Source organism: Bacillus sp. J41TS8 (assembly GCF_018333035.1).
In the GTDB taxonomy this organism is placed as follows: Bacteria; Bacillota; Bacilli; order Bacillales; family Bacillaceae; genus Bacillus; species Bacillus paralicheniformis.
The window spans coordinates 104,257-127,322 of the sequence record NZ_BORF01000011.1 but is presented as its reverse complement, the minus strand read 5'-3'; the positions used below and the strand labels follow the sequence as shown (position 1 = coordinate 127,322).

The 23,066-nt window shown below is 42.6% G+C and carries 22 protein-coding genes and 5 pseudogenes; 21 read left to right on the top strand and 6 right to left on the bottom strand.

What is annotated here, in order from left to right; genetic code table 11:
* Nucleotides 1-762: 762 nt before the first annotated feature.
* Nucleotides 763-2,193, bottom strand: coding sequence for a lipase (locus tag KI350_RS15465; RefSeq protein ID WP_212930531.1), 1,431 nt, complete (start codon nt 2,191-2,193; stop codon nt 763-765).
* A gap of 52 nt (nt 2,194-2,245) precedes the next feature.
* On the opposite strand from KI350_RS15465, the gene KI350_RS15460 reads away from it, so the two are divergent.
* Nucleotides 2,246-2,587 (top strand): DUF1433 domain-containing protein, encoded by a 342-nt coding sequence (locus tag KI350_RS15460; RefSeq protein WP_212930530.1) that lies wholly within the window; start codon nt 2,246-2,248, stop codon nt 2,585-2,587.
* Here KI350_RS15460 and KI350_RS15455 read toward each other — a convergent pair.
* Both KI350_RS15455 and KI350_RS15450 read right to left on the bottom strand, forming a co-directional pair.
* Nucleotides 2,577-2,825 carry a hypothetical protein gene (locus KI350_RS15455; protein ID WP_212930529.1) on the bottom strand — a complete coding sequence of 83 codons (249 nt, stop codon included), beginning with the start codon at nt 2,823-2,825 and terminating at the stop codon, nt 2,577-2,579. The two genes, KI350_RS15460 and KI350_RS15455, sit on opposite strands and share 11 nt — an antisense overlap.
* Nucleotides 2,826-2,831: 6 nt before the next feature.
* Nucleotides 2,832-3,068 (bottom strand): helix-turn-helix domain-containing protein, encoded by a 237-nt coding sequence (locus tag KI350_RS15450; RefSeq protein ID WP_212930528.1) that lies wholly within the window; start codon nt 3,066-3,068, stop codon nt 2,832-2,834.
* A gap of 166 nt (nt 3,069-3,234) precedes the next feature.
* Between KI350_RS15450 and KI350_RS15445 the strand changes: the two genes are divergently transcribed.
* The 19 genes and pseudogenes from KI350_RS15445 to KI350_RS23320 all read left to right on the top strand — a co-directional run.
* Nucleotides 3,235-3,576: a hypothetical protein gene (locus tag KI350_RS15445; RefSeq protein ID WP_212930527.1), complete on the top strand. Its 342-nt coding sequence runs from the start codon at nt 3,235-3,237 to the stop codon at nt 3,574-3,576.
* Nucleotides 3,573-3,911, top strand: coding sequence for a hypothetical protein (locus tag KI350_RS15440; RefSeq protein WP_212930526.1), 339 nt, complete (start codon nt 3,573-3,575; stop codon nt 3,909-3,911). The genes KI350_RS15445 and KI350_RS15440 overlap by 4 nt, the downstream gene beginning before the upstream one ends.
* Entirely contained in the window at nt 3,908-4,105 is a 198-nt protein-coding gene (locus KI350_RS15435) for a hypothetical protein (RefSeq protein WP_212930525.1), read from the top strand. The genes KI350_RS15440 and KI350_RS15435 overlap by 4 nt, the downstream gene beginning before the upstream one ends.
* Nucleotides 4,102-4,458 (top strand): hypothetical protein, encoded by a 357-nt coding sequence (locus KI350_RS15430; protein ID WP_212930524.1) that lies wholly within the window; start codon nt 4,102-4,104, stop codon nt 4,456-4,458. The genes KI350_RS15435 and KI350_RS15430 overlap by 4 nt, the downstream gene beginning before the upstream one ends.
* Nucleotides 4,436-4,978, top strand: coding sequence for a hypothetical protein (locus tag KI350_RS15425; protein WP_212930523.1), 543 nt, complete (start codon nt 4,436-4,438; stop codon nt 4,976-4,978). The genes KI350_RS15430 and KI350_RS15425 overlap by 23 nt, the downstream gene beginning before the upstream one ends.
* Before the next feature lie 53 nt (nt 4,979-5,031).
* The gene (locus KI350_RS15420; protein ID WP_006640660.1) at nt 5,032-5,226 is read left to right on the top strand and encodes a hypothetical protein; all 195 of its coding nucleotides are present in this window, start codon (nt 5,032-5,034) and stop codon (nt 5,224-5,226) included.
* 328 nt (nt 5,227-5,554) lie between these two features.
* Nucleotides 5,555-6,550 (top strand): hypothetical protein, encoded by a 996-nt coding sequence (locus KI350_RS15415; RefSeq protein ID WP_006640661.1) that lies wholly within the window; start codon nt 5,555-5,557, stop codon nt 6,548-6,550.
* A 120-nt stretch (nt 6,551-6,670) separates the two neighbouring features.
* A complete protein-coding gene (locus KI350_RS15410; protein WP_212930522.1) occupies nt 6,671-7,597 on the top strand; it encodes a hypothetical protein in 927 nt (308 codons plus the stop codon).
* A gap of 778 nt (nt 7,598-8,375) precedes the next feature.
* Nucleotides 8,376-8,762, top strand: coding sequence for a hypothetical protein (locus KI350_RS15405; protein WP_212930521.1), 387 nt, complete (start codon nt 8,376-8,378; stop codon nt 8,760-8,762).
* Complete coding sequence (locus KI350_RS15400; protein WP_006640665.1) at nt 8,759-9,109, top strand: hypothetical protein; 351 nt, start codon at nt 8,759-8,761, stop codon at nt 9,107-9,109. The genes KI350_RS15405 and KI350_RS15400 overlap by 4 nt, the downstream gene beginning before the upstream one ends.
* Nucleotides 9,106-9,591, top strand: a complete 486-nt coding sequence (locus KI350_RS15395; protein WP_212930520.1) for a hypothetical protein — start codon at nt 9,106-9,108, stop codon at nt 9,589-9,591. The genes KI350_RS15400 and KI350_RS15395 overlap by 4 nt, the downstream gene beginning before the upstream one ends.
* Before the next feature lie 12 nt (nt 9,592-9,603).
* Complete coding sequence (locus KI350_RS15390) at nt 9,604-10,230, top strand: hypothetical protein (RefSeq protein WP_212930519.1); 627 nt, start codon at nt 9,604-9,606, stop codon at nt 10,228-10,230.
* An 89-nt stretch (nt 10,231-10,319) separates the two neighbouring features.
* Nucleotides 10,320-13,214, top strand: a pseudogene (locus KI350_RS15385) (phage tail tape measure protein); the annotation flags it as partial.
* An 841-nt stretch (nt 13,215-14,055) separates the two neighbouring features.
* On the top strand, nt 14,056-14,664 hold the full coding sequence (locus KI350_RS15380; RefSeq protein ID WP_065643551.1) for a hypothetical protein: 609 nt from the start codon (nt 14,056-14,058) through the stop codon (nt 14,662-14,664).
* A 96-nt stretch (nt 14,665-14,760) separates the two neighbouring features.
* Nucleotides 14,761-14,940, top strand: coding sequence for a hypothetical protein (locus tag KI350_RS15375; protein ID WP_065643550.1), 180 nt, complete (start codon nt 14,761-14,763; stop codon nt 14,938-14,940).
* Between the two features lie 282 nt (nt 14,941-15,222).
* Nucleotides 15,223-16,059, top strand: coding sequence for a hypothetical protein (locus KI350_RS15370; RefSeq protein WP_065643549.1), 837 nt, complete (start codon nt 15,223-15,225; stop codon nt 16,057-16,059).
* A 103-nt stretch (nt 16,060-16,162) separates the two neighbouring features.
* Nucleotides 16,163-16,536: pseudogene (locus tag KI350_RS15365) on the top strand (HNH endonuclease signature motif containing protein).
* 381 nt (nt 16,537-16,917) lie between these two features.
* Complete coding sequence (locus KI350_RS15360; protein ID WP_065643547.1) at nt 16,918-17,430, top strand: phage terminase small subunit P27 family; 513 nt, start codon at nt 16,918-16,920, stop codon at nt 17,428-17,430.
* Nucleotides 17,431-17,433: 3 nt separating this feature from the next.
* A pseudogene (locus KI350_RS23320) lies at nt 17,434-17,520 on the top strand (peptidoglycan-binding domain-containing protein); the annotation flags it as partial.
* A gap of 49 nt (nt 17,521-17,569) precedes the next feature.
* Here KI350_RS23320 and KI350_RS15350 read toward each other — a convergent pair.
* From KI350_RS15350 to KI350_RS15340, 3 genes and pseudogenes are all read right to left on the bottom strand, one after another.
* Nucleotides 17,570-17,906: pseudogene (locus tag KI350_RS15350) on the bottom strand (hypothetical protein).
* A 122-nt stretch (nt 17,907-18,028) separates the two neighbouring features.
* Complete coding sequence (locus KI350_RS15345; RefSeq protein ID WP_065643546.1) at nt 18,029-18,424, bottom strand: phosphoribosylaminoimidazole synthetase; 396 nt, start codon at nt 18,422-18,424, stop codon at nt 18,029-18,031.
* Between the two features lie 16 nt (nt 18,425-18,440).
* Nucleotides 18,441-19,970, bottom strand: a complete 1,530-nt coding sequence (locus KI350_RS15340; RefSeq protein ID WP_171866280.1) for a ribonuclease YeeF family protein — start codon at nt 19,968-19,970, stop codon at nt 18,441-18,443.
* Nucleotides 19,971-21,515: 1,545 nt separating this feature from the next.
* Between KI350_RS15340 and KI350_RS15335 the strand changes: the two are divergent.
* Nucleotides 21,516-22,842: pseudogene (locus KI350_RS15335) on the top strand (TGS domain-containing protein).
* The last annotated feature ends 224 nt before the right edge of the window (nt 22,843-23,066 follow it).

The following is a 23,066-nucleotide window of genomic DNA, read 5'->3' as shown; positions in this document are numbered from 1 at the left end:
CGCCTCCGGACTACCGATCATTTCTTGCAAAATTTTAAAGTCGGGGGATAAAAAAGAGGGGCGGGGGAGGTCAGAGCCAAGCCGGCGCTCCAGGCACATTTTAAACGCACATATCAAAAAATCACTTTGGCTTTTGATATAACGGGATAAAATTCGGAGGGTCATGACGGTTTAGGACGTCAAAATCAACGTTTGAATATGAATATAGTGGCACCTTCGATTCTGCATGTTAAAAGCCCGTTAAATCAGCGTTTCCGGGTGTTTAAATCGTCACGGAGTCCGTGCTGTTGCGCAAAAAGAAAGACGCCTATTTTGGCGCCTCTATCTCGTCTCGACGAAGACGAGGTAAGTAAAGTTTACCTCACCGATTCATTAGGGCGTCATTTGAAATGACACACCCTCAATCACCGACATCGTGACGCCCTTATCCAGACTGGATGATGATGAAAAGGGTGTGTCACCTGTGACTACCCCTGGCGGATCGCAACAAATGACTGTAGTGAATGAGTCGGGGCTGTACTCTCTTTTGTTCACTATGCAACCACAGAAAAAATCACATATGACGGAAGAAAAATTCCAACACCGCGTGGAAACACTTAAAAATTTAAAACGCTGGATCACTCACGAAGTCATCCCGACAATCAGAAAAACGGGCGGCTATGTTGCGAATGACGATCTATTCATTCAAACGTATCTGCCGTTTGCAGACGACCAAACAAAACTTTTTGATGAAGTTATCTATCGTATCCATTTACTACACTCCTATAGCTTTAGCCATCTTGCCAGCATCTTGTCCTTTGATTTGAAATCTTTTGCGATTTGCCCGAGATAGCCGCTGATTTCCTCTAAATCTGAAATCGTGTCCTGTAGTGATGCGATATAGGCCGCTTCGGCATCAACATCGTAAAACAGCGGATTTCCTTTTTTATCAAACGACTGCGCCAAATCATTCAGCGTATTGTTCACATCCTCAAGTGAAAGCTGATCGTATAAGCCGTGGCCGACCTGGCGATAGGTATCGTATTTCAGATCGTTTATCGCGGCATCATGTTCCTGATAGGCGTTTTCCGCTTCTCGTTTCATCGTGCGAAGGTCGTTTATGATCGCATTTACTTTTTCCGCAAGCTGTTTAGCGACTTCGGGCGTAACTTTGATCGCACCGCTTCCGGAAGCAACCTCCGGCGGCAGCATCGCTTTTAAATTTTTGTCGTAGACGAGCTTATCGCCTTCTATATTTTGAACGTTGCCGTCTTCATCGAAAGAGAAATTATTGCTGCCGACCCAATGCGTATCAGGCATCCCTAAGATCGCTGTCTGAAAGAAGTACGCAGCGTTTTGCCCGATTTGTTGGAATACATCGCCCTGCATTCTCGCCTCGCGCACCGCATTTGATAATTCGGGGTCCTTCGTATAAATTGTCGTTCCATTGTGCCGGTCATACTCGTTCCACCAGCCGGCCCCGACCATATCATCCGGATTGATAATTGATTTTATGGACCGGTCATATTCACCGTTATTAATTTTCTTTTGCTGCTCCTCAGAGTGCAGGTGAACGATGGAAGGGCTGTTAAACGCTACGGCATAGATATTGTTGTTGACCGCGCTATATTCAGCCTCTGCGCCGCCAAGCGAGTGCCCGGTTGTTGAAATAACCGTCGAGGTGCCTTTATACTTTTGTTTAACTTCCCGTACCAGATCGTTCGCTTGACCGATTTGGGACGTTTTCGTAATTAATTTGTAGTTACCGGTGCTAAGCATCGAGTCTTGTGACGGAGTTCCGTTATATTTTCCGAGTGTTTTAGAAGTACCTTTCGCATCTTTTTCGACTATGTAGTGTTCCTTCTTTTTCGGGTCAATTCCCATCACAACGTTTCCGCCGTCAGCATCAATGACATCCTGGAAGAATTGGCTTTTAGGATCAGTTCCCGCGAAGGCTATGACAACGTTTTCGGGGGAATCGGATCTAACCCAATCTCCGTTTTTAGTCTTTTTTCCTTGAGATACAACAACCGCGTCGAGTCCTGTATCGTTATCCCTTTTAATTTTTTCTACGTACCAATACGAATTCTTTTCGGTTTGTATTGGTTTTCCAGACTTCATTAGATCGTCCAACCGTTTGCGGTCGTAGGCCTCTCTATTAAGAATGAAATAAGTTTTATCTGATACATTTGGCACTTTTATGTCGTTGGTCATATACATCGCCTCTTTATTTTTGTAAAATTAGGATATGAAAGGGTTGGTTTCTTTGAAAAAGAAAAAGTACATAATTATCCTTATTTTAATAATTATAGCAGTTGGAGGATTTATTATGAAGTATCAGCATGATCAAAAAGAAAAAGAGATTGCTTTTGTTAAAGAAGCTCAAGAACATATGGAGAAGTTTTTGTATGAAAATTACAGAGGAGTTAAAGATGTTAGTTTTTCTAATGACTATTACATAAGTCCGATGGGGGGTATCAGGGTAGAAGGATATTTAAACGGAGATAAGGAAAGCAAATTCCAAGGAATATATGATCCTCCTAATAAGGAGATACAGTCCTATACCATCTATGATGATGAGATCGAAAAAACTAAAATTAAAAAATAGACAGCCCGCTCAATCGAGTCGGGCTTTTGTTTTCTTCTAATGTTGTGTATTTATTTTTTATTAATGCCCTCATAGCTTCCACAATAGTCGACCATTTTTCAAGGCCGCGATCTGTGTATGTACTTTTTCCGATAATCGATGCATGCACCTCATATGTAGAATTAACCTTGAATACTCGGACATTTAACTTCCTTTCTTTAAAAAGAAGCCACTCTTGTTTTTCTTCTTCAAACATCATTTGAACTTAATCCTGTATATCCGACTTGTAAAGAATGATGTCGTCTATTGTGTATGTCTTAGTTTGTGAGAAGTCATTTAATACATTTAAGATCTTCTCAATTGTTTCAAGTTCTAATCTTTTGGTTTTCCCCTCACAAAGATCCCCGATAGTTGCTGGCCGCACTTTTGCCTCAACAGCTAATTTATTCTTAGTAATTCCTAACTCGTCCAGTATATCGTTCAAATTAAATCTAAAACCCATTTTAACTAATCCTCCATAAATTTGATTCTAATCGTATTATACAAGTAAAACGACAGTAGTAAAACATTTTTTGAAAACATCGAGAAAAACTCTTGACGTTTTACTCCTGAAGTAATATTATTAACTCGACAGGTTTTACTACAGAAGTAAGATAGAGGTGGAAGAATTGAATAATCAAATTACCGACAACCGTCATTGTGAATTACTAACCGTGGATTTCGTCCTGTACGATCCGAAAACGGGGGCCGTCGATTATCGAGAGCCTACCGAAGTGCTTCACCTTGGATCTGATATCGCGTTCGAAGTGAACGAAGCATATCTCACGCTTTATAGGATGCGCGGCAAAGAGGGCGAATGGGAAATCGGCGAAAAGTGCGAAGTCCTGTACGATCTGCCGCTCGAATTTCCTGTCGGATTTAATTTCGGCTTAACAACGGAGGAGATCGCGAAAATGCCTGTACTCGATTTCATGCTATTTTTGGCGCAAAAAAAGGAGGAGACGCTATGAGCGAATTAACATGGATTGACGCAGGGGAACAACCGAAGAAAATGACCGTAGATTTCGTTGTCATATATTCGGACACCGGTGAGGAAAGCCGCGAACAGGTTGAGGTCTTAAACGTAGGTCGCGACTATGTACTTTATATAGACGAGGAGTGGCTACATCTTTATCGACTATATCACGGTCCTTACGGCTCAGAAATCGGCAAGCGTACGGAACTGATTTACGATCTAACATACGTCTCTGATTCGGAAATGGACCTCGAATCTGTTGCGAATATGAATACGGTCGAACTGTTGGCTCATCTTGGCGGACAATTAAAGGAGGTAGTCGGAGAATGAACGTTTACTATAGAAAAACAATTATGGGTTGGTGGAACATCTACCCCGCAGGCTCAGACGAATTTGTAAACCTAAACCCGGAAGAATTTTTCGAACTCCTGCCGCAAGTGTCCCGGAGAGCATTCGCAGGCTGTGCCGAAATTGGCGTCACGGTAGCACGAGAGCTTTTCGGTGAGGAGGTGCGGCCGGCATGACGGGAAAATTTCAACCGCAGGCAGTGAAGTTGCATTATCATGGAATCGCGTTTGATACAAAACAAGAAGTACACGAAATCTCGGACGCCTGGTTAATCAGCGCCGATATCATTGGAATGTATTCGGATGACGGGCTGGTGTTTTATGAAACTAACCGATTAGAAAAAAAGAGCGATGGATACCATCTTTACGAAAACAACTACCCTCGGTTTTTTATGGTAGACACGTCAAAGGTCGACGCAGACCTCCGTAAAATCGATGTTTCTGAGCTCGCAAATATATCGTTTACTGATTTCGTTCGGATTGGATTTAAATTGGGGAGGGTTCACGATGATGCAGTATACAGTTTCTAAAGCGGCAGTTAAAAAAGCAACGGCGCGCCTCGGCCTTTCAAAAGCGCAGGCACAAAACGTATTACAGAAGTATGCTCAAGGCGCTTCGTTCGTCTGGTCGCTCGAATCAACAAACGGCAGCCAGTCCGTTTATGATAATCCTCGCGAACAGGTGCGCCTGGTCATTGCGGAAAATGGCACGATCTTAGACGTTTTCCCGGCGGACTATGCGCTTCAGTCTCCGCACGCTTTGTCTGATGACGTCCTGCAAACGTTGAAAGAAGCGACACGTAACGCCTTAATTGCGGAAAGAGACGCAGTTCATCGCAAATGGTGCGAGATTGAGGTGGACTTCCACGCAAACAGTTACGAGATTGCTAGGCGGCGGCTGGCTTTAATAGAGGCCACCGGTGACGAAGAGCTGCGAATAAAAAGACGCCTGGCCCAGCTCTGCCCCGAAAACAAACGGCTGCACAACGAAAGGTCTGCGTTGAGGAAGGAAAGGACCGAGTTGGAGCGCGCACTTGTGCCTTATATCTAAAATGTGCCAATCCGGAAGTGTATTTGTAGTTAATAATGAGGGGGTAATTGCCGATGTTTAGAGTAGGCGAAAAAGTACGTTATTGGGGAACGCGATCTGACGGATTGACGTGGCTTTCGTCAAAGGCGATGGTTGGCCGGATTAAAGGACGCAGCCGAAACGACTACATTATAGAAGGGCGATCCGGGGCTACGCATGTAGTTCCGGTTAGTCTTATCGATGGTATGACGCTGAGAAGTAAGGCCTAGCGTCCAACTTCGCCACTTAAACCGTGGCTCCGTTGTCCGCGGATATTCATTTATTTTCTATCGCGATTAATATCTTTTAAAAAATAATGGCGCGTCCAAATGAGCGTAAGCGAATGAGGGCGCTAGGGTTTGAATTTCTATCCGTATCCTCTTGTTGCGATTTAGTTTTAAAGATATGATATGACTGATATATATATCCTAGATCAAACAAAAATGGCTGAAATCGTTGGCGCTCTAAGGATTCTGAATGGTTATGTCCACACCGAAAAAGCAGGGTAAATAGCAAAAAAAACACCGAAAAAGCAGGGCATTTAAGAGGGGGAATAAAATGTCGGAGTTCATAAATAAAATCAGAGTATTTCAAAGTTCAGATGATAAGAGAATTATCCAAGATATTTTAGATAAATTCGATACAAACTTCATGGAAGATCCGAGCCGTCATAGAGTTAAGGACGGTACACCGTCTGGAGGAATACGAATCAATTTAAAAGATCCGGAATCCTATATAGCTTACTCAATAAAAGCAATATACACCTTAATATCGCGGCATATTAAGTCTGAAAAACCGATTACCAAGAACGAAACAGATTCTTTTAATCGATTTTTATCGATACTAAAATATGATGTCTGCATAGATTTCGAAGCGAATGTAGAGTCGGGCGGCGATTCATATGTAAGCTATTTTGAAATAACGGAGAGTCTTTTTCTACAACTAGAACCTCTTCTTGATGAAATTCTTTTACGCTTAGAGGAATTTTGTAGTTTATCAGATAGGTTGTATTTCGAAGAATTATACCACAAGCATAAACAAGCGACAGCCGATATCGAGCCTCAAAAAGAACAATTGAAAAAAGAAATTCTTGAGGTTGCAGCGAAAGCTATTGAGTATGCATTGGTAAGGGTTGATACTTCTCGAAGCGAACGCGAAATAGTTAAGTATATTAACAGAGCTATTCGTAGTAAATTGATTGATGCCGAAATAAAAAGGAATGGTATGCGGCGCATACGTAGGAAAATCAACGGAGATCTTGAGAGTTTTAGTTTAAAACCATACTTTCCAGATGATGAGTATCTCATAGAGACAATATTAGGTTTAGATTTTAGTGATTGCAGAGATCAACTAACAAAAGGTGAAAATGAGTTTATCGATCAGATTTTGGAGGTAGTCAAAGAAGATAAAGCAGTGGGGAATGTCGCCCCATATACGTGTAACATCTATGGAGAGATCAGGATAATAAAAAAATATATAGCAGAAAAACTGGATGTAAGCCATGAAGTTGTTAGAAAAAGATTATCGAGAATAAGAAAAAAGGTCACAAAGTGACAGTATTTATAAAAGAGTGAGGAGGTATTTATCCTCTATTATTAGATGTCTATTATATAACATTTGTATTTTCATGTGAAGGAAACACGGCACAAAAGAGAGCAAGGGGGATGTTCGAAGATGGGAAGTCTGTTGGATGAACAAAGAGCGTGGAAAGGACTAACACCGAGGTCAAAAAAACGCTTTTTTGACTTGAAAGAGAACGGAAAGCTCGAAGATGGGAGAATTTACGACAGAGAAGGGAACGACGTCTCGGATTATTTTGAGGTGGCCCCTAAAACATCAGGACGCTCGAATGAGGGCTATAGAATTACAAGGAATGCGGGAGGGCATGACGCTGAGAATGGCGGCTTTACGTGGGCTTTTTACAAAACGTGCAAATCGTTCCTAGACGATTATACAACTGTCAAAGAACCGGACCTTGCGCGCCTGATGTTCATCGCTACATTTGTCGGGTTTGAGAATCAGCAACTTTCTCATGACAACGGACGTAAGATCGATAAGTCCGGCCTCCGAAAGATTCTCGGCTTGAGCGCTAATAATTTTCGGGATTTTTATAAGAGGATGACGGCGGCCGAGATTCTTATAGAAAACGAAGAAGGCGTTATCGAGTTAACTCCTTTTCTATTCCATCGCGGAAAAGTCCGAGGAAAACCTGCCGAAACTTCCCGAATAAAGATGTACCGAAAGACAATCCGAGAGCTGTACGAGAATTATAGCGGCCGGGCGGCAAAAAAGTTATCTATTGTCTATATGGTTCTTCCGTTTTTGAATCTGAAAACAAATATCGTATGTTTTAATCCAGATGAGACGGACACGGAACGACTTAACAAAATGCACTTAGATAAACTATCCGCCTTACTTGATTATAAAGATTCCAATAAACTAAGACAGACCTTAGAGAGTGTTAATCTGAATGGTAAGCCGGTTTTTTGGTTGCCGCCCGATCCTAACGACAAAAGAAAAAAGATTGTGGTTGTAAATCCTAACGTTGTTTTTGGTGGCCCAGCTAAAGAGCTAGACTCCATAAAGGTACTGTTCAAATAAAATCTTGCATTAGTCACTTTGGCTAATGCTTTTTTTATGCCTTTTTTTCGGCGCCTTTAATTCTACCCATAAACGGAGGTTGTAAAATGAATCAGCGAAAGATTAACTCGACACGAAGCAAACTCGGCCGTCTAGCCCGAAATCATTGCGCCAACTATAAAATCGGCGGTTCCTGCGATCTTCAGCGTTGCGGTTTGTGTACCGTTGAAATTAAAACGGATTCAATGCCGGGGAATATCTGTCCGTACTTTATGCGAAACGTTCTGCCCGCAGAGCCGGCTTTAATGCGGGAGTATCTCGAATGCTTACCGGCAGATCATCCGTTACGGAACAAGTCGAACCGGTCGGGAAAATGCAAACGTTGCGGCCATCGATTCGATCGCAAGAGTAACCGACAACAATACTGCGCCGGATGTGCGGTTGAAAATGAAAAGGAAAATAGGCGGCGAAGGAATCGTGATTATCGTGATAGACAAAGAAAAAGAATGACGATTTAGACGTCTGTAAACGTTGATATGACGGGCTTTATAAATGCAAAAAACGGCATCCGGCTATATTATTATTAGAATTCGATTTTTGCATCGGAAGGGGAGTTAGTTTTGTATGACGTTCTGATATACGTTAAGCCTACCGAAGCTCTTACGGTAGACACTGAAACGGGAGAAATCATCCGCCGATCGTCCGGCTGCACCCGTGACCTAAACGTCTCGCGGGCGGTGCTAGAATGTCGGACGTACGAAGAAGAAGCGAAAATCGTATACGAAAAGGGGGAACCGGCATGTTCTGCGTCTTAAAAATGTTCAATCATTACGGAGACTACGGCACCGCAGAAACGACATATATTCGCGAGCCAAAAGGCGGCGGCTTCACGGACCTGTTGCCCGGTGGTGTTACTTTTATCGAACTGAACCTAGAAAAAGGCACATATAAGGTGAAGGATCGTGACGGCTGTTTGATCGTGTTTTCTACCGTAAGCCGGGGTGACGAGTTGACCGACCTTGAATTTCGCCGGGAGTTGTTCAATTCGGCGACAGATTCGGCCTATCATTACGGGGCAAAGGACGCGTTTGTAATAGAGGGGCCGGTAAAAACATCGGTTGACGAATATGAGGCCGAACTATTGAAAGAAGAAAGAGCGATCAGAAATGAGGGGGATTTCGAATGAGTGAATGGAAAGAAAAAAGGGCAGAGCTGGAAAGGCAGCTAATTAATGCGAAACAAACGGTGATCAAATACGAAGGGACGCTAAAACCTTCTCGTACAGTTACCGAATCCGAGTACCGGGAAGCCAAGCGAGCCGTCATAGACCTAGCTTCACAGATTTCAAACGGCGACTACGAGGCCGGCCGACCTTCAGATCCATACGAAGGAATGTCCGCGCAGGAACTCCGGAGTCTGTATGAGGAGAAGAAAGCGAATTACAGGGGATACGCCGGATCAGGCCGTGAGGCGGCGGAATTGATGCGAATTGACACACGTATCCAGGCGTTAGAAAGCAGGGAAGCCGAATGAACTACACGCTTTATTTAACACAGGTCAGCGACGGCCGTGAGACGGTCTTTTCCTATACGCTTCACAACTTCGAAGGCCAGAAGGCTGCCGGCACATTTGTCGTCTTAGGGAAACGACGTAACGACATGTCTTACTGCGGACATATCGCGCTTCAAAGGGCGCTGAGATCGGCAGCTAAGATCGAGGGTATAATATCACTAAAGGTAATCGTCGACCATCCTTTGTTACAGCCGATTGTCTTTGAAACGATGGGAATCGATGATTCGTTGCACCCGACATTATGTCAGACGACAAACAGGATGCTAAAACGGTTCGCATCCCACGAGCTGGCCTCTGCGGATTTCAGCGGTGGTGACGCGACGTGGCAGGAAGTATCAACATTGGACAATGCGTTAGATTCACTCGAACAAAATAAGACGGTCAAAGGGAGATGGCAGATATTTCGCGATCTCTTTTTTAATTCTCAAAAAATCATTCGATAAGGAGACGGTTAGGTGAAATTTTCTAAGAAGCTACAGGAAAAAATAACAGAATTGAAGGCGCTAGAAGAAAAGGCGGCAAGCGGCTCGGAGAGAATTCGCGGACATAATGCAAAAGTGGCGGACGAATTGGCGGAGGCTGAGGCTGAGCTAAAGGTAGCTATTGCGGAACTGGCGGACAATCCTTCTGATTCGAACAGGACGAAAGAAAGAGAAGCACGTCGGAGGGTTGCCGAGTTACAGCTAGAGTTAAACGGGGCTAAAGAGCGCGAGAATGTCGTTTTCGGATTGAATAGTGGTAAAACAAGCAGCCTTAAACTTGAAATTTTAGAGATGGCCCGAGATGAAATTCGAGCAAACAGAGACGCTAATGAGGAAAAGGTGCTGAAACGTATTGCAAAGGCGAAGCAAGAATATCTCGAGGCGGCCAAGTCGTACTATGACCTTTTAATTACCGACGGTCAGAAAAAATATTATGACCTTGTACAGGAGATAGATGTACCCGACCGCATTGCGCAGCAAAATGAACCGGGCCTATCAGTACATCATCCGATCTATACTTATCGAGATAACGGGCCAAATAAATATGGAATTTTTGAGGATGAAGTAAAACGAGCATGGGAACGCGGGAGAATCGAATAATGCACGAAGCACCTCTAACCAGGGTGCTTTTTTTATTTAGAAGGGGGAATCGGGTAAATGAATAATCTTCGTCAGGCGAATTTGATACTGCTATGCGAAAAGCTGGCGCAATTGCCGGGGCTACCGGAAGCGATTTTCAGAAAATGCGGGATGCGGCGTTAGAGTTAGGTTCTACAACTACGATGACATCATCGCAGGTTGCGGGAGCTATGACGGAACTTGCCGCAAAAGGATTTGACGCCAATAAGATCATTGGAGCCATGCCCGGAATTATAGCCGCCGCGGAGGCTTCGGGTGAGGATCTTGCTTTAACAAGTGACACTATCACATCGGCATTAAACGCTTTCAACATGAAAGCAAGCGAATCTGGGAGAGTTGCTGATGTCTTGGCGATGACCGCGAATAAGTCAGCTGCGGGTATGACATCACTACAGTACGCTTTCAAATACGCAGCGGGACCGGCGGCGCAGCTCGGCATATCATTGGAGGAACTTGCGGCCGCTACGGGGATAATGGTCGATGCTGGACTCGCGGGCGAGCAGGCGGGTACGACGCTACGATCTGCTTTACTTCGGCTAGTTGATCCACCAAAGCGGGCGGCTAATACCTTAGAGGATCTCGGCGTAACAACTGTTGACCAAAACGGTAATTTCCGGTCATTAAAAGACATTATCGGCCAGCTACAAAAAGGTATGGCGGGCATGACCGACGCTCAGAAATCAGCGGCTCTCGCAAGCATATTCGGTACTGAAGCAGTTACCGGAATGATGGCGGTTGTTTCGAAGGGACCCGACGCGTTGGGCGAGTTTACGAAAGAGCTAGAAAACTCCGGTGGCGCAGCAGCGAAAGCCGCAAAGCAAATGAAAGAAGGTATCGGCGGTTCTCTTGAACATTTGAGCGGGGCGTTCGAATCATTCGCGATAACAATAGGGGATCAGCTTGCTCCCTACGTTTCGGCTGCGGCTGACAAGATCGCTGATTTAACTGAGCGCTTCAACAAACTGAGTGATGGTACGAAGAAATTTATCGCAGTAACTGCGGCCATTGTTACTGGATTAGTAGCCTTTATAGCGATTTCGGCAGCAACAGTAACAGCAGTCGCTTCCTTCTCGTCCAGTCTCGGTACACTCGCCTTCGCACTTAACACAACCCGAAAAGCGCTTTTACTAACAATGTTTCAGTTCACGCTGGGAATAGGCGCCGTTATCGCATTAGCAGCCGCATTCGCCTACGTCTACGAGAATAGCGACACGGTCCGCGAAAAACTTCAGGATTTAGGAAACAAACTGGGGCAGAAGGTAACTCCGGTAGTAAAAAACTTGACCGCGCTGTTCAAAGGACTCGCGGAAACGCTAACTGGCGACTTCACGAAAGGCTCAATCGCTTTACACAATCTTTTGCCGCCTTCTGTTGCGAATGTCGTCGTCAAAGGGGTCGCAATTATCCGAGGCGCATTCGAGGATTTGAAAAAGGCAATATCTGACGCCTTTAACGGAGATTTCTCAGGGTTCGCGGAATTCATTCCGAATATCATCGGAATCATAGTCGGCGGTATTCCGGGATTGATCGTTGCGGGTTCGAAATACCTCCCGGCAATAGCGCAAGGCATTCAGCAGAACATGCCGACCATTCTCAATACTGCGGTTAATATTGTGAATTCTTTCGTCAATATGATCGTCACGAATCTACCTATAATTTTACAAGCGGGCATTCAGATCATCCAAGGTTTGTTGAACGGATTTACTCAAGCGTTGCCGAGTATTCTAACGGCGGTAACTCAGATTATCAATTCGTTAGTTCAAGCGATCGTTACGTTATTACCTGCGCTGATCGGCGCCGGTATTTTGATCCTGACTTCACTGATCCAAGGAATAGTCGAGGCGCTACCGCAGATCATCCAAGCGGCCACAACGATGCTGACGACGCTGATTAATACGATCGTAACGCTTATGCCAATGATTATCCAGGCCGGAATACAAATTTTAAATGCGTTAATTTCTGGAATTATCCAGGTTCTTCCGCAATTAATAGAAGCGGCGTTGCAGCTAATACTCGCGCTTGCAAACGCAATTATTGAGAATTTGCCGACGATTATTGACGCCGGTATCCAGATTCTAAATAGCTTGATTGACGGCATCATTCAAATTCTTCCGCAGCTCATCGAAATGGCGATTTATCTAGTCATTACTATAGCGCAAGCGTTAATCGAAAATTTGCCGAAAATCATTGATGCCGGGATTCAGTTACTGCTTGCTCTTATTGACGGGATTCTCCAAAACCTACCGCAATTAATTGAGGCAGCGATAGAGCTCATCTTTGCTATTGCGCAGGCTTTGATAGACCATCTTCCTGAAATACTGGATGCCGGGATGCAAATTCTCATGGCGGTAGTTGACGGGATTATGCAGTTGTTACCGGAATTATTTTCAGTGGGTATGGAAATTGTCGGTGAAATTGCGGGCGCAATTATAGACAACAGTGGCGAAATTTTCAACGCCGGAGCAGACCTAATGCATGGTTTATGGGACGGAATTTGGTCCATGAAAGATTGGATCGGACAAAAAATAGGCGACTTTATGGGCGGAATCACAAAGGATATTAAAGATACCTTCGGAATTCACTCACCATCCCGCGTATTCCGTGACGAAATCGGTAAGTTCCTTCCGATGGGTCTTGCGGTAGGTATCGAGCGCAATATCGGCGTAGTCAAAGCGGCGGCTAACGAAATGGCAAACGCGGCTCTGTTTGACGCACAGGACTACTCGTATACGGTTGACGCAGCGTATAACCGAAGCGTACCGTTAAGTTTTTCTAGAGACGATTATGCTTCCGGAAATAACTCCGTTTCTCCGATTAATATTACGCTTAATTATAGCGGAAGTGGGTCGAGAGAAGATGCGGAGAAGATGTACGATCTGATCCAAAGCAAATTCAACGAAGATTTCCGCATTCAGCAACGAATTAGCGGCGTCAAAGGTGGGTGATTAACGAATGGATTTAACAATCGAAAGACTAAACGGAGATAAATACGTCCTGTCCGAACACGGAATAGTTACGCGTGATTTCGCCATTTTATGAATAAGAACGCTTGTCATTCCGCAGAAGTTTAGGTATCATAGGCGATAAGGAAAGTGATAGTGCGCCAAACTATCGCCTAAACGTTCGGAATAAATGACCGTGTGCCTTTCGGAGGAACTATGAGGTTTTTGCACGACTCAAAATCGTGTTCCTTCGGGAGTGTCGGTTCGACCCCGACCACCGGTATCCTAAGCTCTTTTTGAGAGCCGATGAGTTTATTCGAAACGCCCATAAATGTTGATATATCAACATTTATGGGCGTTTTGTGTTTTATAAGAACTGGCTAGAAACCGGTATGTTTTTAAATTTTTTTGCGCAAATTTTGCACAAGCACCTATTCAATTTCCTATGCAATTTCGGCCTCCACGACGGCCATTTCTTCAAAAATGTTTGCAGTTTCATTTTCATCTCTTTCTCGTAGCTCTTTAATTAAGTGAGCATATGTGCTTGAAGTGGTTTCTATGTCAACTTTTAATAACATGATTTATTGGTTGTTTTTTTCTGTTTATCTAGTGTTTTATACATGTTTAAATCGGACATATCAGAAAACCTGGTTCAGGACACTCAAATTAAGAGGAACACTCTGAGCCGGATCGCGCTAGGCTAGCGGCTTTGGCTACCTCCCGGAGTATCTGTAAGGCGCAAATTTTAACAAGCTTTTTGTGTAAGGAGGAATCGTTCGACAAATTTCGCGATACATTCACTTTGGATAGTAATCAGCCGATATCTATATATAGGTGATTTTGAGTGAACAGATCGTTTGAAAATGCAAAAAGTGTTATAAAATATCTTGAAACAATTGAATATAGGGAAAACCCAACTTTTTTCAAAAAGAAGAAAAGCGGCGGGGTTTTCGGAAAATCATTTAAAAATCAAAAGAAATTTAAAGAAAAAATAAAAACAATTCACAATAAATCTGATTTGGTTTTAATGAGAGAAAGCTTGGATGTTGAAATTGAAACGAGTAAAGATACAAGCTTTTTTAATAACCAATTAATTACTATCCTTATTTCAACTGTAACAATAATGTTTTCCTTAGTTGGAAGTTCAATAGTTGTTTTAGGACAAGTCTTAAATTCTTCCTCAAATGTTGCAATAAACTTAAAAATCAAAGAAAAAATGAGTGATGATGAAAAACTTAAAATAGTGAAAGATACTTTTATCTCTATAATAGATGACGTTTATAGAGGGATTTTTAACTTGCTATCCTCATTGCTATTTAAAAGTATTATTATTCTAATTTTAGGTTCAGTAGCTTTAGGTTATCTTTATATAAGAAGAGTACGAAAATTGCGGTTTTATTCAAACTTGATTAAACAATGTATTTCTGATGATAAGGTAGAGAAAAAAAGTTGATGTAGAAAACAGTTACTCTAATTTTCTTCGACAAAGTTCGAGTAGAGTTTCATTTAAAAGACCCTTGGTGATAATATGACAGGAGGTGAAAAGATTATGAAATTTGAAGTTCTTTTTTGGTTTGACAATGATAATACTAGAACAGCTAAAGTAATTGCGGAGTCTAATAGAGCACTTATAAAAGAATTGCAAGAATGTGAATGGTATGAATTTGAAGATGATAAGCGTATTGTAAATGTTAATATGCGACTTGTAACGCACTTTGTTGTGAAATAAAATTTATTTTTAAGCATCCTTGGGGGTGCTTTTTTATTTTGGGTAAAACACTCACTTTTGTCCGGTTATCCGAGTGTATCCGATACTCTTCCACGATCAGGGCAACCGGGTCCAGTGAATCTCAGGTTAAACTATTGGCGACAAAGGGTGCCTCCGAGTGTGGCCCGGTTTAGTAACTTCTAAAAGACAATCGTTCGACAAATTTCGCAGTTGATTTCTTTTCGCTTTTAAATATCCGATAAATAAAGTGATATCAATGAAATTTGAATAGGAGCGAGGAGTTTGAGTAATAAAGATAAATCTTGTTTTATTGTAACACCAATTGGAGGAGATGACTCAGAGGTAAGAAGATCAGCAGAAGGAGCAATTGATGCAGCTATTGTCCCAACTTTAATTGAGATGGGGTTTGTAGAGGACAACATCAATGTTGCTCATCGTATGGATCAATCAGGGTCTATTAATAAGCAAGTTATTTCTAGAATTTTAGAAGATGAATTAGTGATTGTAAATTTAACAGGCTTAAATCCTAATGTAATGTATGAGTTGGCTGTACGACATGCGGCAAGAAAACCAGTTTTACAGATATGTGAACATGGTACTGATTTACCTTTTGATATTACAGATGAAAGAACAATTTTTTATTCTAATGATATGAAAGGAGTATTAGAGCTTAGAAGCAAATTGGAGCCGGCAATTGTCAATGCACTTGAAGAAGAAGATATAGATAACCCAATTTATCGGGTAATTTCAAGTAAGACCATACTACAAGATGTTAAAATTGATAGTTCAGAAAAATATTTAGTTCATCGACTTGATCAATTCGAGAAAAGAGTTATGAACAATTTGTTTGAAAAAAAACAAATTTTAAAAACACAAACAGTTAGCGATGAACGATATATAAAATACTCAATCAGTTTAAGAATTAATGATAGAGATAATTTTTCGCCAAAAGAATTTAGAATGCGTTTAAAAGAAATAAATAGTAGTATTAAATTGGTTAAATTAACAGGAGTTAACGACTTTATTAAACTTCGAATTCAATCAGACAATTATATTTCAAAGCAAAAATTAATAGAAGATGTTTATGAAGCAGCTGAAGCAAAAGTTGAAATAATATAATAATAAAGTAAAACAATAATTTTAGTACTCTTATTATTAAGATGTTAATAGTAAGTTGCTTTCCCATCCGGGAAGGCGTTTTTTATTTGGAGGGGGGAATGATATGCAAAAACCATTAAAATCCTGCAATGAACCAGGCTGCCCTACTCTCACCCGGAAAGGCTACTGCGAACAGCACAAGAGAGAAAAGCCAGTCTATGATCAATACCGTGAGTCAGCTGCCCGCCGGGGTATGACAGCAAATGGCGGAAAGCAAGACAGGGGTACCTGTCAAAGCATCCTTTCTGTGTTTCCTGCATGAAGGAAGGCAGACGGGTTCCCGCAACAGTCGTTGACCATATCGTTCCGCATAAAGGAGGTAAAAAACTATTTTGGGACTCTTCCAACTGGCAGCCGCTGTATGCGCCCTGCCACAGCAGGAAGACCGCAAAGGAGGATGGAGGCTTTGGCAACAGAACATCAAACCTACGTATGTGATCACTGTGGAACCAAGTTTCATATCAAAGGATGTTCGAAAGTTAGGAAGCATGACAACGGGGTGCGGCAGCATTACATCAAGTGTCCGCGGTGTCAGACTGAATACACGTCCTACTACACGAACGAGACGATCAGGCGCATGCAACAGAAGGTAAAGAAGCTGACTGTACTACGTCTCAAAGCACAAGCTCAAAAGGGAATTGACGTATACAAGCAGAAATACACGCGAGCTCGAGAGGAATTGGAAACGGCCATGCTGTAGCTACGGGAGGAAATGGAGACCCCCCGCCCTTAAATCTCTGGAAAGGATTCGCGGGAGACCGCGCTCCCCTCCACATTTTGAAAAATTCCCTAAATGAAATTTCGGAAGGAGGTGAGGGAATGGCAAGACTAAGGCAACCGGTTGATTTATTGCTTGTGAAAGGTAAGAAAAAACTGACAAAACAGGAGATTGAGGAACGAAGAAAGGAGGAGATCAAGGCGCCTTCTTATTTGCTGAAAGACTTAAAAAGAGAGTTCAAAAAAATAGCGGACGAGCTGAAAAACATCGGAATTATGACGAATTTAGATGTTGATGCGCTCGCCCGTTTTTTATATTCGCGGAAGCTTTACCTTCAGGTGACGGACCAGCTGCTTGAGCAGGGGCCAATGAAAACAATAGTCGTCAGAGATGTGGACGAACAGGGAAATATCGTGGGGGAAAAAGAAAAAACGGTAGTCAATGAAGCGTATTCGGACTTGCTTATCAATCAAGATAAACTATTCAAACAATGCCGGCAGGCTTCCAGTGATTTGGGCTTCACCATTTCCTCGCGCTGCAAGCTCGTTATTCCTAAAAAGGATGACGACAAGCCGAAATCAAAAGAGGAAGAGCGGTTCGGGGGCCGGATGTAATGCAAGAGGTTCCAGCTGATGCACGGGGTGTCTGCTGACGGTATTTATGGACAAAAGACAAAGGCGAAAATTGAAGCTTTATTGAAGTAATCAAAAAGGCCCTCTTTCAAGAAGGCTTAGATTTTATAAACTCCAATTGTTATTTCTCACTATCCATTTCCCATATTTTCTGACCGTCTGCTAAATATACTGCATTTGGTGTATCTTCATAAAGTGAAATTTCAATTGGAACTTTCTCCTTGTCTCAACCAATCATATATACTACAGTCGTTATTAGTGGGTTGGGATAAAATATTATTTACTTGAAATGCGACTGCGTCATATTCTATATAATTGACAGTATCATCGTCCAATCCGTTGTCTGTTTCATAGAGTGTGTCAGGTTCTCCAATCACCTTTAATCCACTTTTCCATTCTATTATCAAATCGTTATTTTTATACTTTCTTAATGCTGAAATTAAAGGATCATATCCCATTTATATCCTCCTTTGTTATGGTTTTAAAGGTTCTGAAGGTACTATATGAGCCCCGTTTTGGCTGGGTTGCCGTGGTGTCGAAGTAAAAAAGAAAGACGCCTGTTTAGCGTCTTTTAATTTAATTAGCAAAAATCTTCGTCTATTTCTTTTTTTCGTCCTAAAAATACTTTTAACGCATCGTTTTCTCGCTCCATTAAACCATCGAAATGGCTTTCATCCATCACCAACTCTTTATAACCCCACACTGCGGAAATATCATTATCCCTATCGAAATTAAAATACCATTCTAGTGGCAACTGTTTCTCCGTAACTTCAAATAATTCCGACGGATACCAAGATGGAAAATTGTCTTCTTCACCTTTGATTAAAAAGTGTAAAGAAGAATTCCATTCACAAATACCATAAACGCTATATTGTTCGTCTTTTTTTAAATCGAAGATGGTTTCAGGGCTGTAACCAATTTCATAAGTTTTTTCTAATAACTCTAAGCCTGTATTCATCTTGCATTTAACTTTCATATATTGTCACCTTCATTTATTTAAATTTAAAATCATCGAACTGGCCTGTTTTAGTGTTTTTTAAGTAATGAACTTCGATTCCATTCACATTCTTAGACATTTTAACCCAGCCTTCATCTTTAGGCCAACGAGAGTCTGTCATCCCTTTTCTTAACGGTATAGGTTTGCCGGTATTAGGGTTTGAGAGCACTTCCTTCATAGCTAATTGTTCATTTAAATTATTTGGTTTTGTTCTGCCTGTAGTTCCTTTTCCTAAAGACACACTCTTATAAAGTTTATCAAGGTCTCCAGATCCTTTAAACTTGCTCTCGATAGGGTTTTTAAGAACATCATTCGTAGTTTTAGAAGTTTTCTTCTCAACTTTTCCAACATCCTTAGCTACCTCTGATCCTTTATCTACCTTCGCAACTTTCTTTCCCGCTTCTTCACCTTTAAATAACTTGAAGCCGCGCTTTCCGTACTTAAATGCCTTTCCGAAAGGGGTGACACTCAATGCGGCCAACAAACGATCACCATTATCTTTAACGATTTCGCCGGTCGCAAGGTCGTATCCAAACGCTGCTCTTACTGCATCATACACACCTGTAAATTCCATCGCCGTATCGAAATATTTATCAAAATCACTTTTTTCCACATTCTCTGGAAGGGTGTAGGCGGGTTCTATCTTAACGATTGTATCACCATCTATGTATGCACGGTAAAGCGTATCGTTAAATACTCTATAATCTTTTTTAAGTTCATTCAATTCCTCTTGAGTGTACTCTTTCTTGGAAACCTTTTGTGTTGCCAACTTTTTTAATCGATCTGGATCGGCAAGAGTGTTAATGTCAGCATCTTCTTTGTCTCCGAGTTTTTTCAACATGGCACCCATCGCTGTTTCTTGATTTCCACTCAAGGTATCCATCTCATCCGGCTTTAAAATCGCACCTTTTTGATAACTGGTGATTTCAATTTTGGGCCCGGTATACATCCTTTCGAGCCGCGCAATGTATTTCTGCATAGTTTCAAGGTCATTTTCAGCCGTTTTGAGGGCGTTGGTTTGCTCGCGGTCAAACGCATGCAGCTTTTCAAGGGTTGTGCTGATTTCCTTTAATGCTTTCTGATTCTGTTCGTGAAAACCGCTATCATTCAAATCCGGTAAATCTACGATATGGCTGACTTTTGCGATCGTGGCGTTGGTCTTGGAAACCAAATGTTTTGTTGTTCGATCAGCAGCGTTTAAGCCATTCTCCAGCTCGTGTTCGAGAAAGGACTGTGAAATAAATCCGTTGTGGTTTGGTTCCAGGGAATTCAGCGCGCTTTTCATTTTCTTCAGCGTGGAACTGTATTCCTCTATAAAGGTATCATAGAATTGTATAAAAGGGGTGTGACATTCCTCGTAAAAGGCGCGGATTGCGTCGCCGCCTTTTCCTTTTAAAGCATCATCAAGTGATGTGATGCCCTCAACGGCTTTTTTGACTTTAGAAAATTCGTCTGATTGTTGTTTTAATTGTTCCAGCGTTTGATCTATTGCATTGTGTAACGCCTGAACATCAAGAGTCTTCATGGCATTCTCCTCTAATACTTTTCATTACAATCAGTATATAGTTTACCACTTTATAGAAAGGACTTGGTGAATATATCCTGTTCAACCATGAAAATGAATCATTAGGCTTAGGTCATTATTTCTATTAATTCATTTCGATTATCGTAAACAAGTTTGTTGTAGCATTCTTTAGGCTCTGTGACTAAACCAAAAAGCCATTTGTTTTAAATTTGTCTTTCGGTATCACGAAAATTTCATTTGATGCATATGTGATTCGAAGAATCAATTGTCTATTCGTTGTTGCTGGGAATTACATTGATTTATCAACGAATGATCAAGCTTTACCGTATCTTTTAAGCGCTAAGGAATCCGCGGAAGACATTCAAAACAAGGCGATTGTTGCAAAGGCTCTTTTAAATGTCGCATATTGTTATAATGCAATGGAGAGACCAACAAAAGTATTGAATACTTTCATAAGGCGATTGATGTAGCAAAGGAAATAAAGGCAAAAGAACTGACTCAGGCTTATTATGATTTGGCTTTAATTACTTTCGAAGTAACGAAAATATTGAAGGACGAAAATTTTATGAAAAGGCGCTTGAAAGTGCGCGGGTATTTGAAGATGAATTATTCCTGTGTCTGTTGGATGTTTTAGAAGTACTGTTTATAAAATCAGCTAATAAGTCAGAGGTACTAGAAACAATGAAACCATTACGGGATAGTCGTGGTTACCCCTATCTTGAGGAACTGGCATTAGAAGCAGCTCTATTCTATACTAGGAATGAGCAGCCAAATGATTCCATATTTTTTTATGATCAGATGGTGCAGGCTCAGAAACAAATCAAAAGGGGCGACTTTCTGTATGAAATCTAAGCTGTTTCTTTCGTTGACCCTTGCTTTGGGCTTGTTGGTCGTGTCGAGCGCTTCCATTCACACATCTGTTGAACAACAACACGCAGAATTTTCTGTAGCATCTAGGCTCGCAACATAATTGTGTTTGGGCAGGTCATTTGATGGCCTGCCTTTTTGATGAAAAAATTATTTGAATTTGAAAACGAACCTATGCCAAAATCTTGGACGACTTGTATAAAGCAGAACGATAGTGTTGATACTCATTTTTCTTCGTCCTTTGTGTTGGAATTTTCATTACAATTTTTCGTTCGAATTTTATACAAAGGTAGACAAAAAACTTGATTATCAATGGTTCTCTGGGTATATTTGACCTCGCCCACCGGTATCACTAAACACCGTATTGCCAAACGATGAAAAAGCGTTCCCTTTGTAAGGAACGCTCTTTTTGTTTATTCCTCATCAACGCGGAGAGCCGCCAACATAAACGCAATGACCAACTGTTGTCCGTACTCTTCATTTATCGCACCGTGAAATGAAGCACCTTGTCATCAGCAAGGTGCTTTTCTTTATGCAATGATATGTTCCAATTCTCCGATCGCCTTTTTACGTTTTGTTTACAAGTTGATCAAACTTTAGCGACATCCGCCAGCTATATTGAATACAGCAAGATCTCATCCAAATATAGACAAAGGAACATTTTGAGGAGGAATACAGTTGTCAATTAGCATTAAATTGCCTGACGGGTCCGTCAGAGAGTTTGAGGAGGAAGCGAGCATTGAAGATGTCGCTGCTTCTATTAGCTGCGGTCTGGAACATGCGGTTGCCGGTAAATTAAACGGAAAGCTTGTAGATTTATCAACCCCGCTTCAGGACGGTGCGCTCGTTGAAATTGTTACCCGGGACTCGGCTGAAGGGCAGAAGATCGCGCGTGAAAAATCGCGGGGGACAGGGCGTATTGTGGCACTTGATGCAGCTCGGGGGCTGGCGGTCATCGGGATGTATTTGCAGCACTTCGCCTTGAACGAAACGAACGGTTCGATCGTTTCCGGGAATACGACGCTTCTATTTGTGCTTTGCGGCGGCATTTCCTATTCGATCATGGCCGGGCGCATGATGGATCGAGGAATGGAGCCGGCTGCATTTCGGACGCGGATGCTTGCCCGCGCGGTATTTATCGACATGATAGGATATCTGCTCATTATGCTGAATACTCCGTTCGGGGTGATATTGCCCGCTTATGCTGCACTGTTTGTGCTGGCGTTGGTGCTGATTCGTCGTTCGACACGTGTGCTCGTTACAACAGCAGCTGTTTTGCTTGCAGTGAGCCCGCCGCTGATGATTCTCGGAGGCAGCGTCCTGTCGGAAGCATACTTGCTTGGTGATATGGCAGGCGGTCCGATGTCCGCGCTCGCACTTGCACCCGCTTTCGTCGCCGGTATGGCAATCGGGCGCTTTGATCTGACCAAGATGCGTACCGCACTTTCGCTAGTAAGCAGCGGCGCAATCATGCTTATCGTCTCTAAAGTTTTGGGTACTTTCGTTCTTCCAGGGCTGAGCCGTTCCTTCGAAGAGTGGCTCGTAAGTGTTCAAGGCACGGCCGGCGCCGAACCGGATCAGTATTGCAATCTGGCCGCACAACGTGGCGCCGCCGCTGTGGCACAATCTTCTTTCGATCGCTCCGCACAGTGCGTCAACTTTTCAGACGATGCTGGGGCTTGGGGTTGCCTTTCTGGTGCTTGGATTGGTATGTCTCGTGCCGCAGAAGACTTCTGCCGTGTTAAAGCCGTTCGCGGGAGTCGGACGTGTAGCGTTGACGATGTATGCAGCACAGTTTGTTGTCATATGGGCTCTTGAAATCTCGGGAGCCAAGTATGATATCGGGGCCATTCCATTCGGTGATCTGTTCGTCGCGTTCGTGGCGACGGTGACAGGGTGGCTGATTGCCCGGCTTCCTGCCGGTCCGCTCGAGACAGTGATGCGCCGCTTTGACCGGGCATTCAGCACCTTGGGACCCGTCACGGGACCGACGACACTGAGGTAGGCGGTCTTCAACATGTTGCCTGAAGGAACCGTCTGAGCAGGCAGCTCCTTCAGGCTGTTAGCCTATCGGGAATTCCGGAAGATATCGGAGAACAATGGATGAGTGCATGCTGAATCAGAGTGCGAGGCAGGCTCTTGTTCATGAAATGCAGCCCCCTCATCCTTGTATTGGCTTTTCTCTGATCAAATTTGCAATTTGAAAAAATCACGAAATGGGGATGGCAT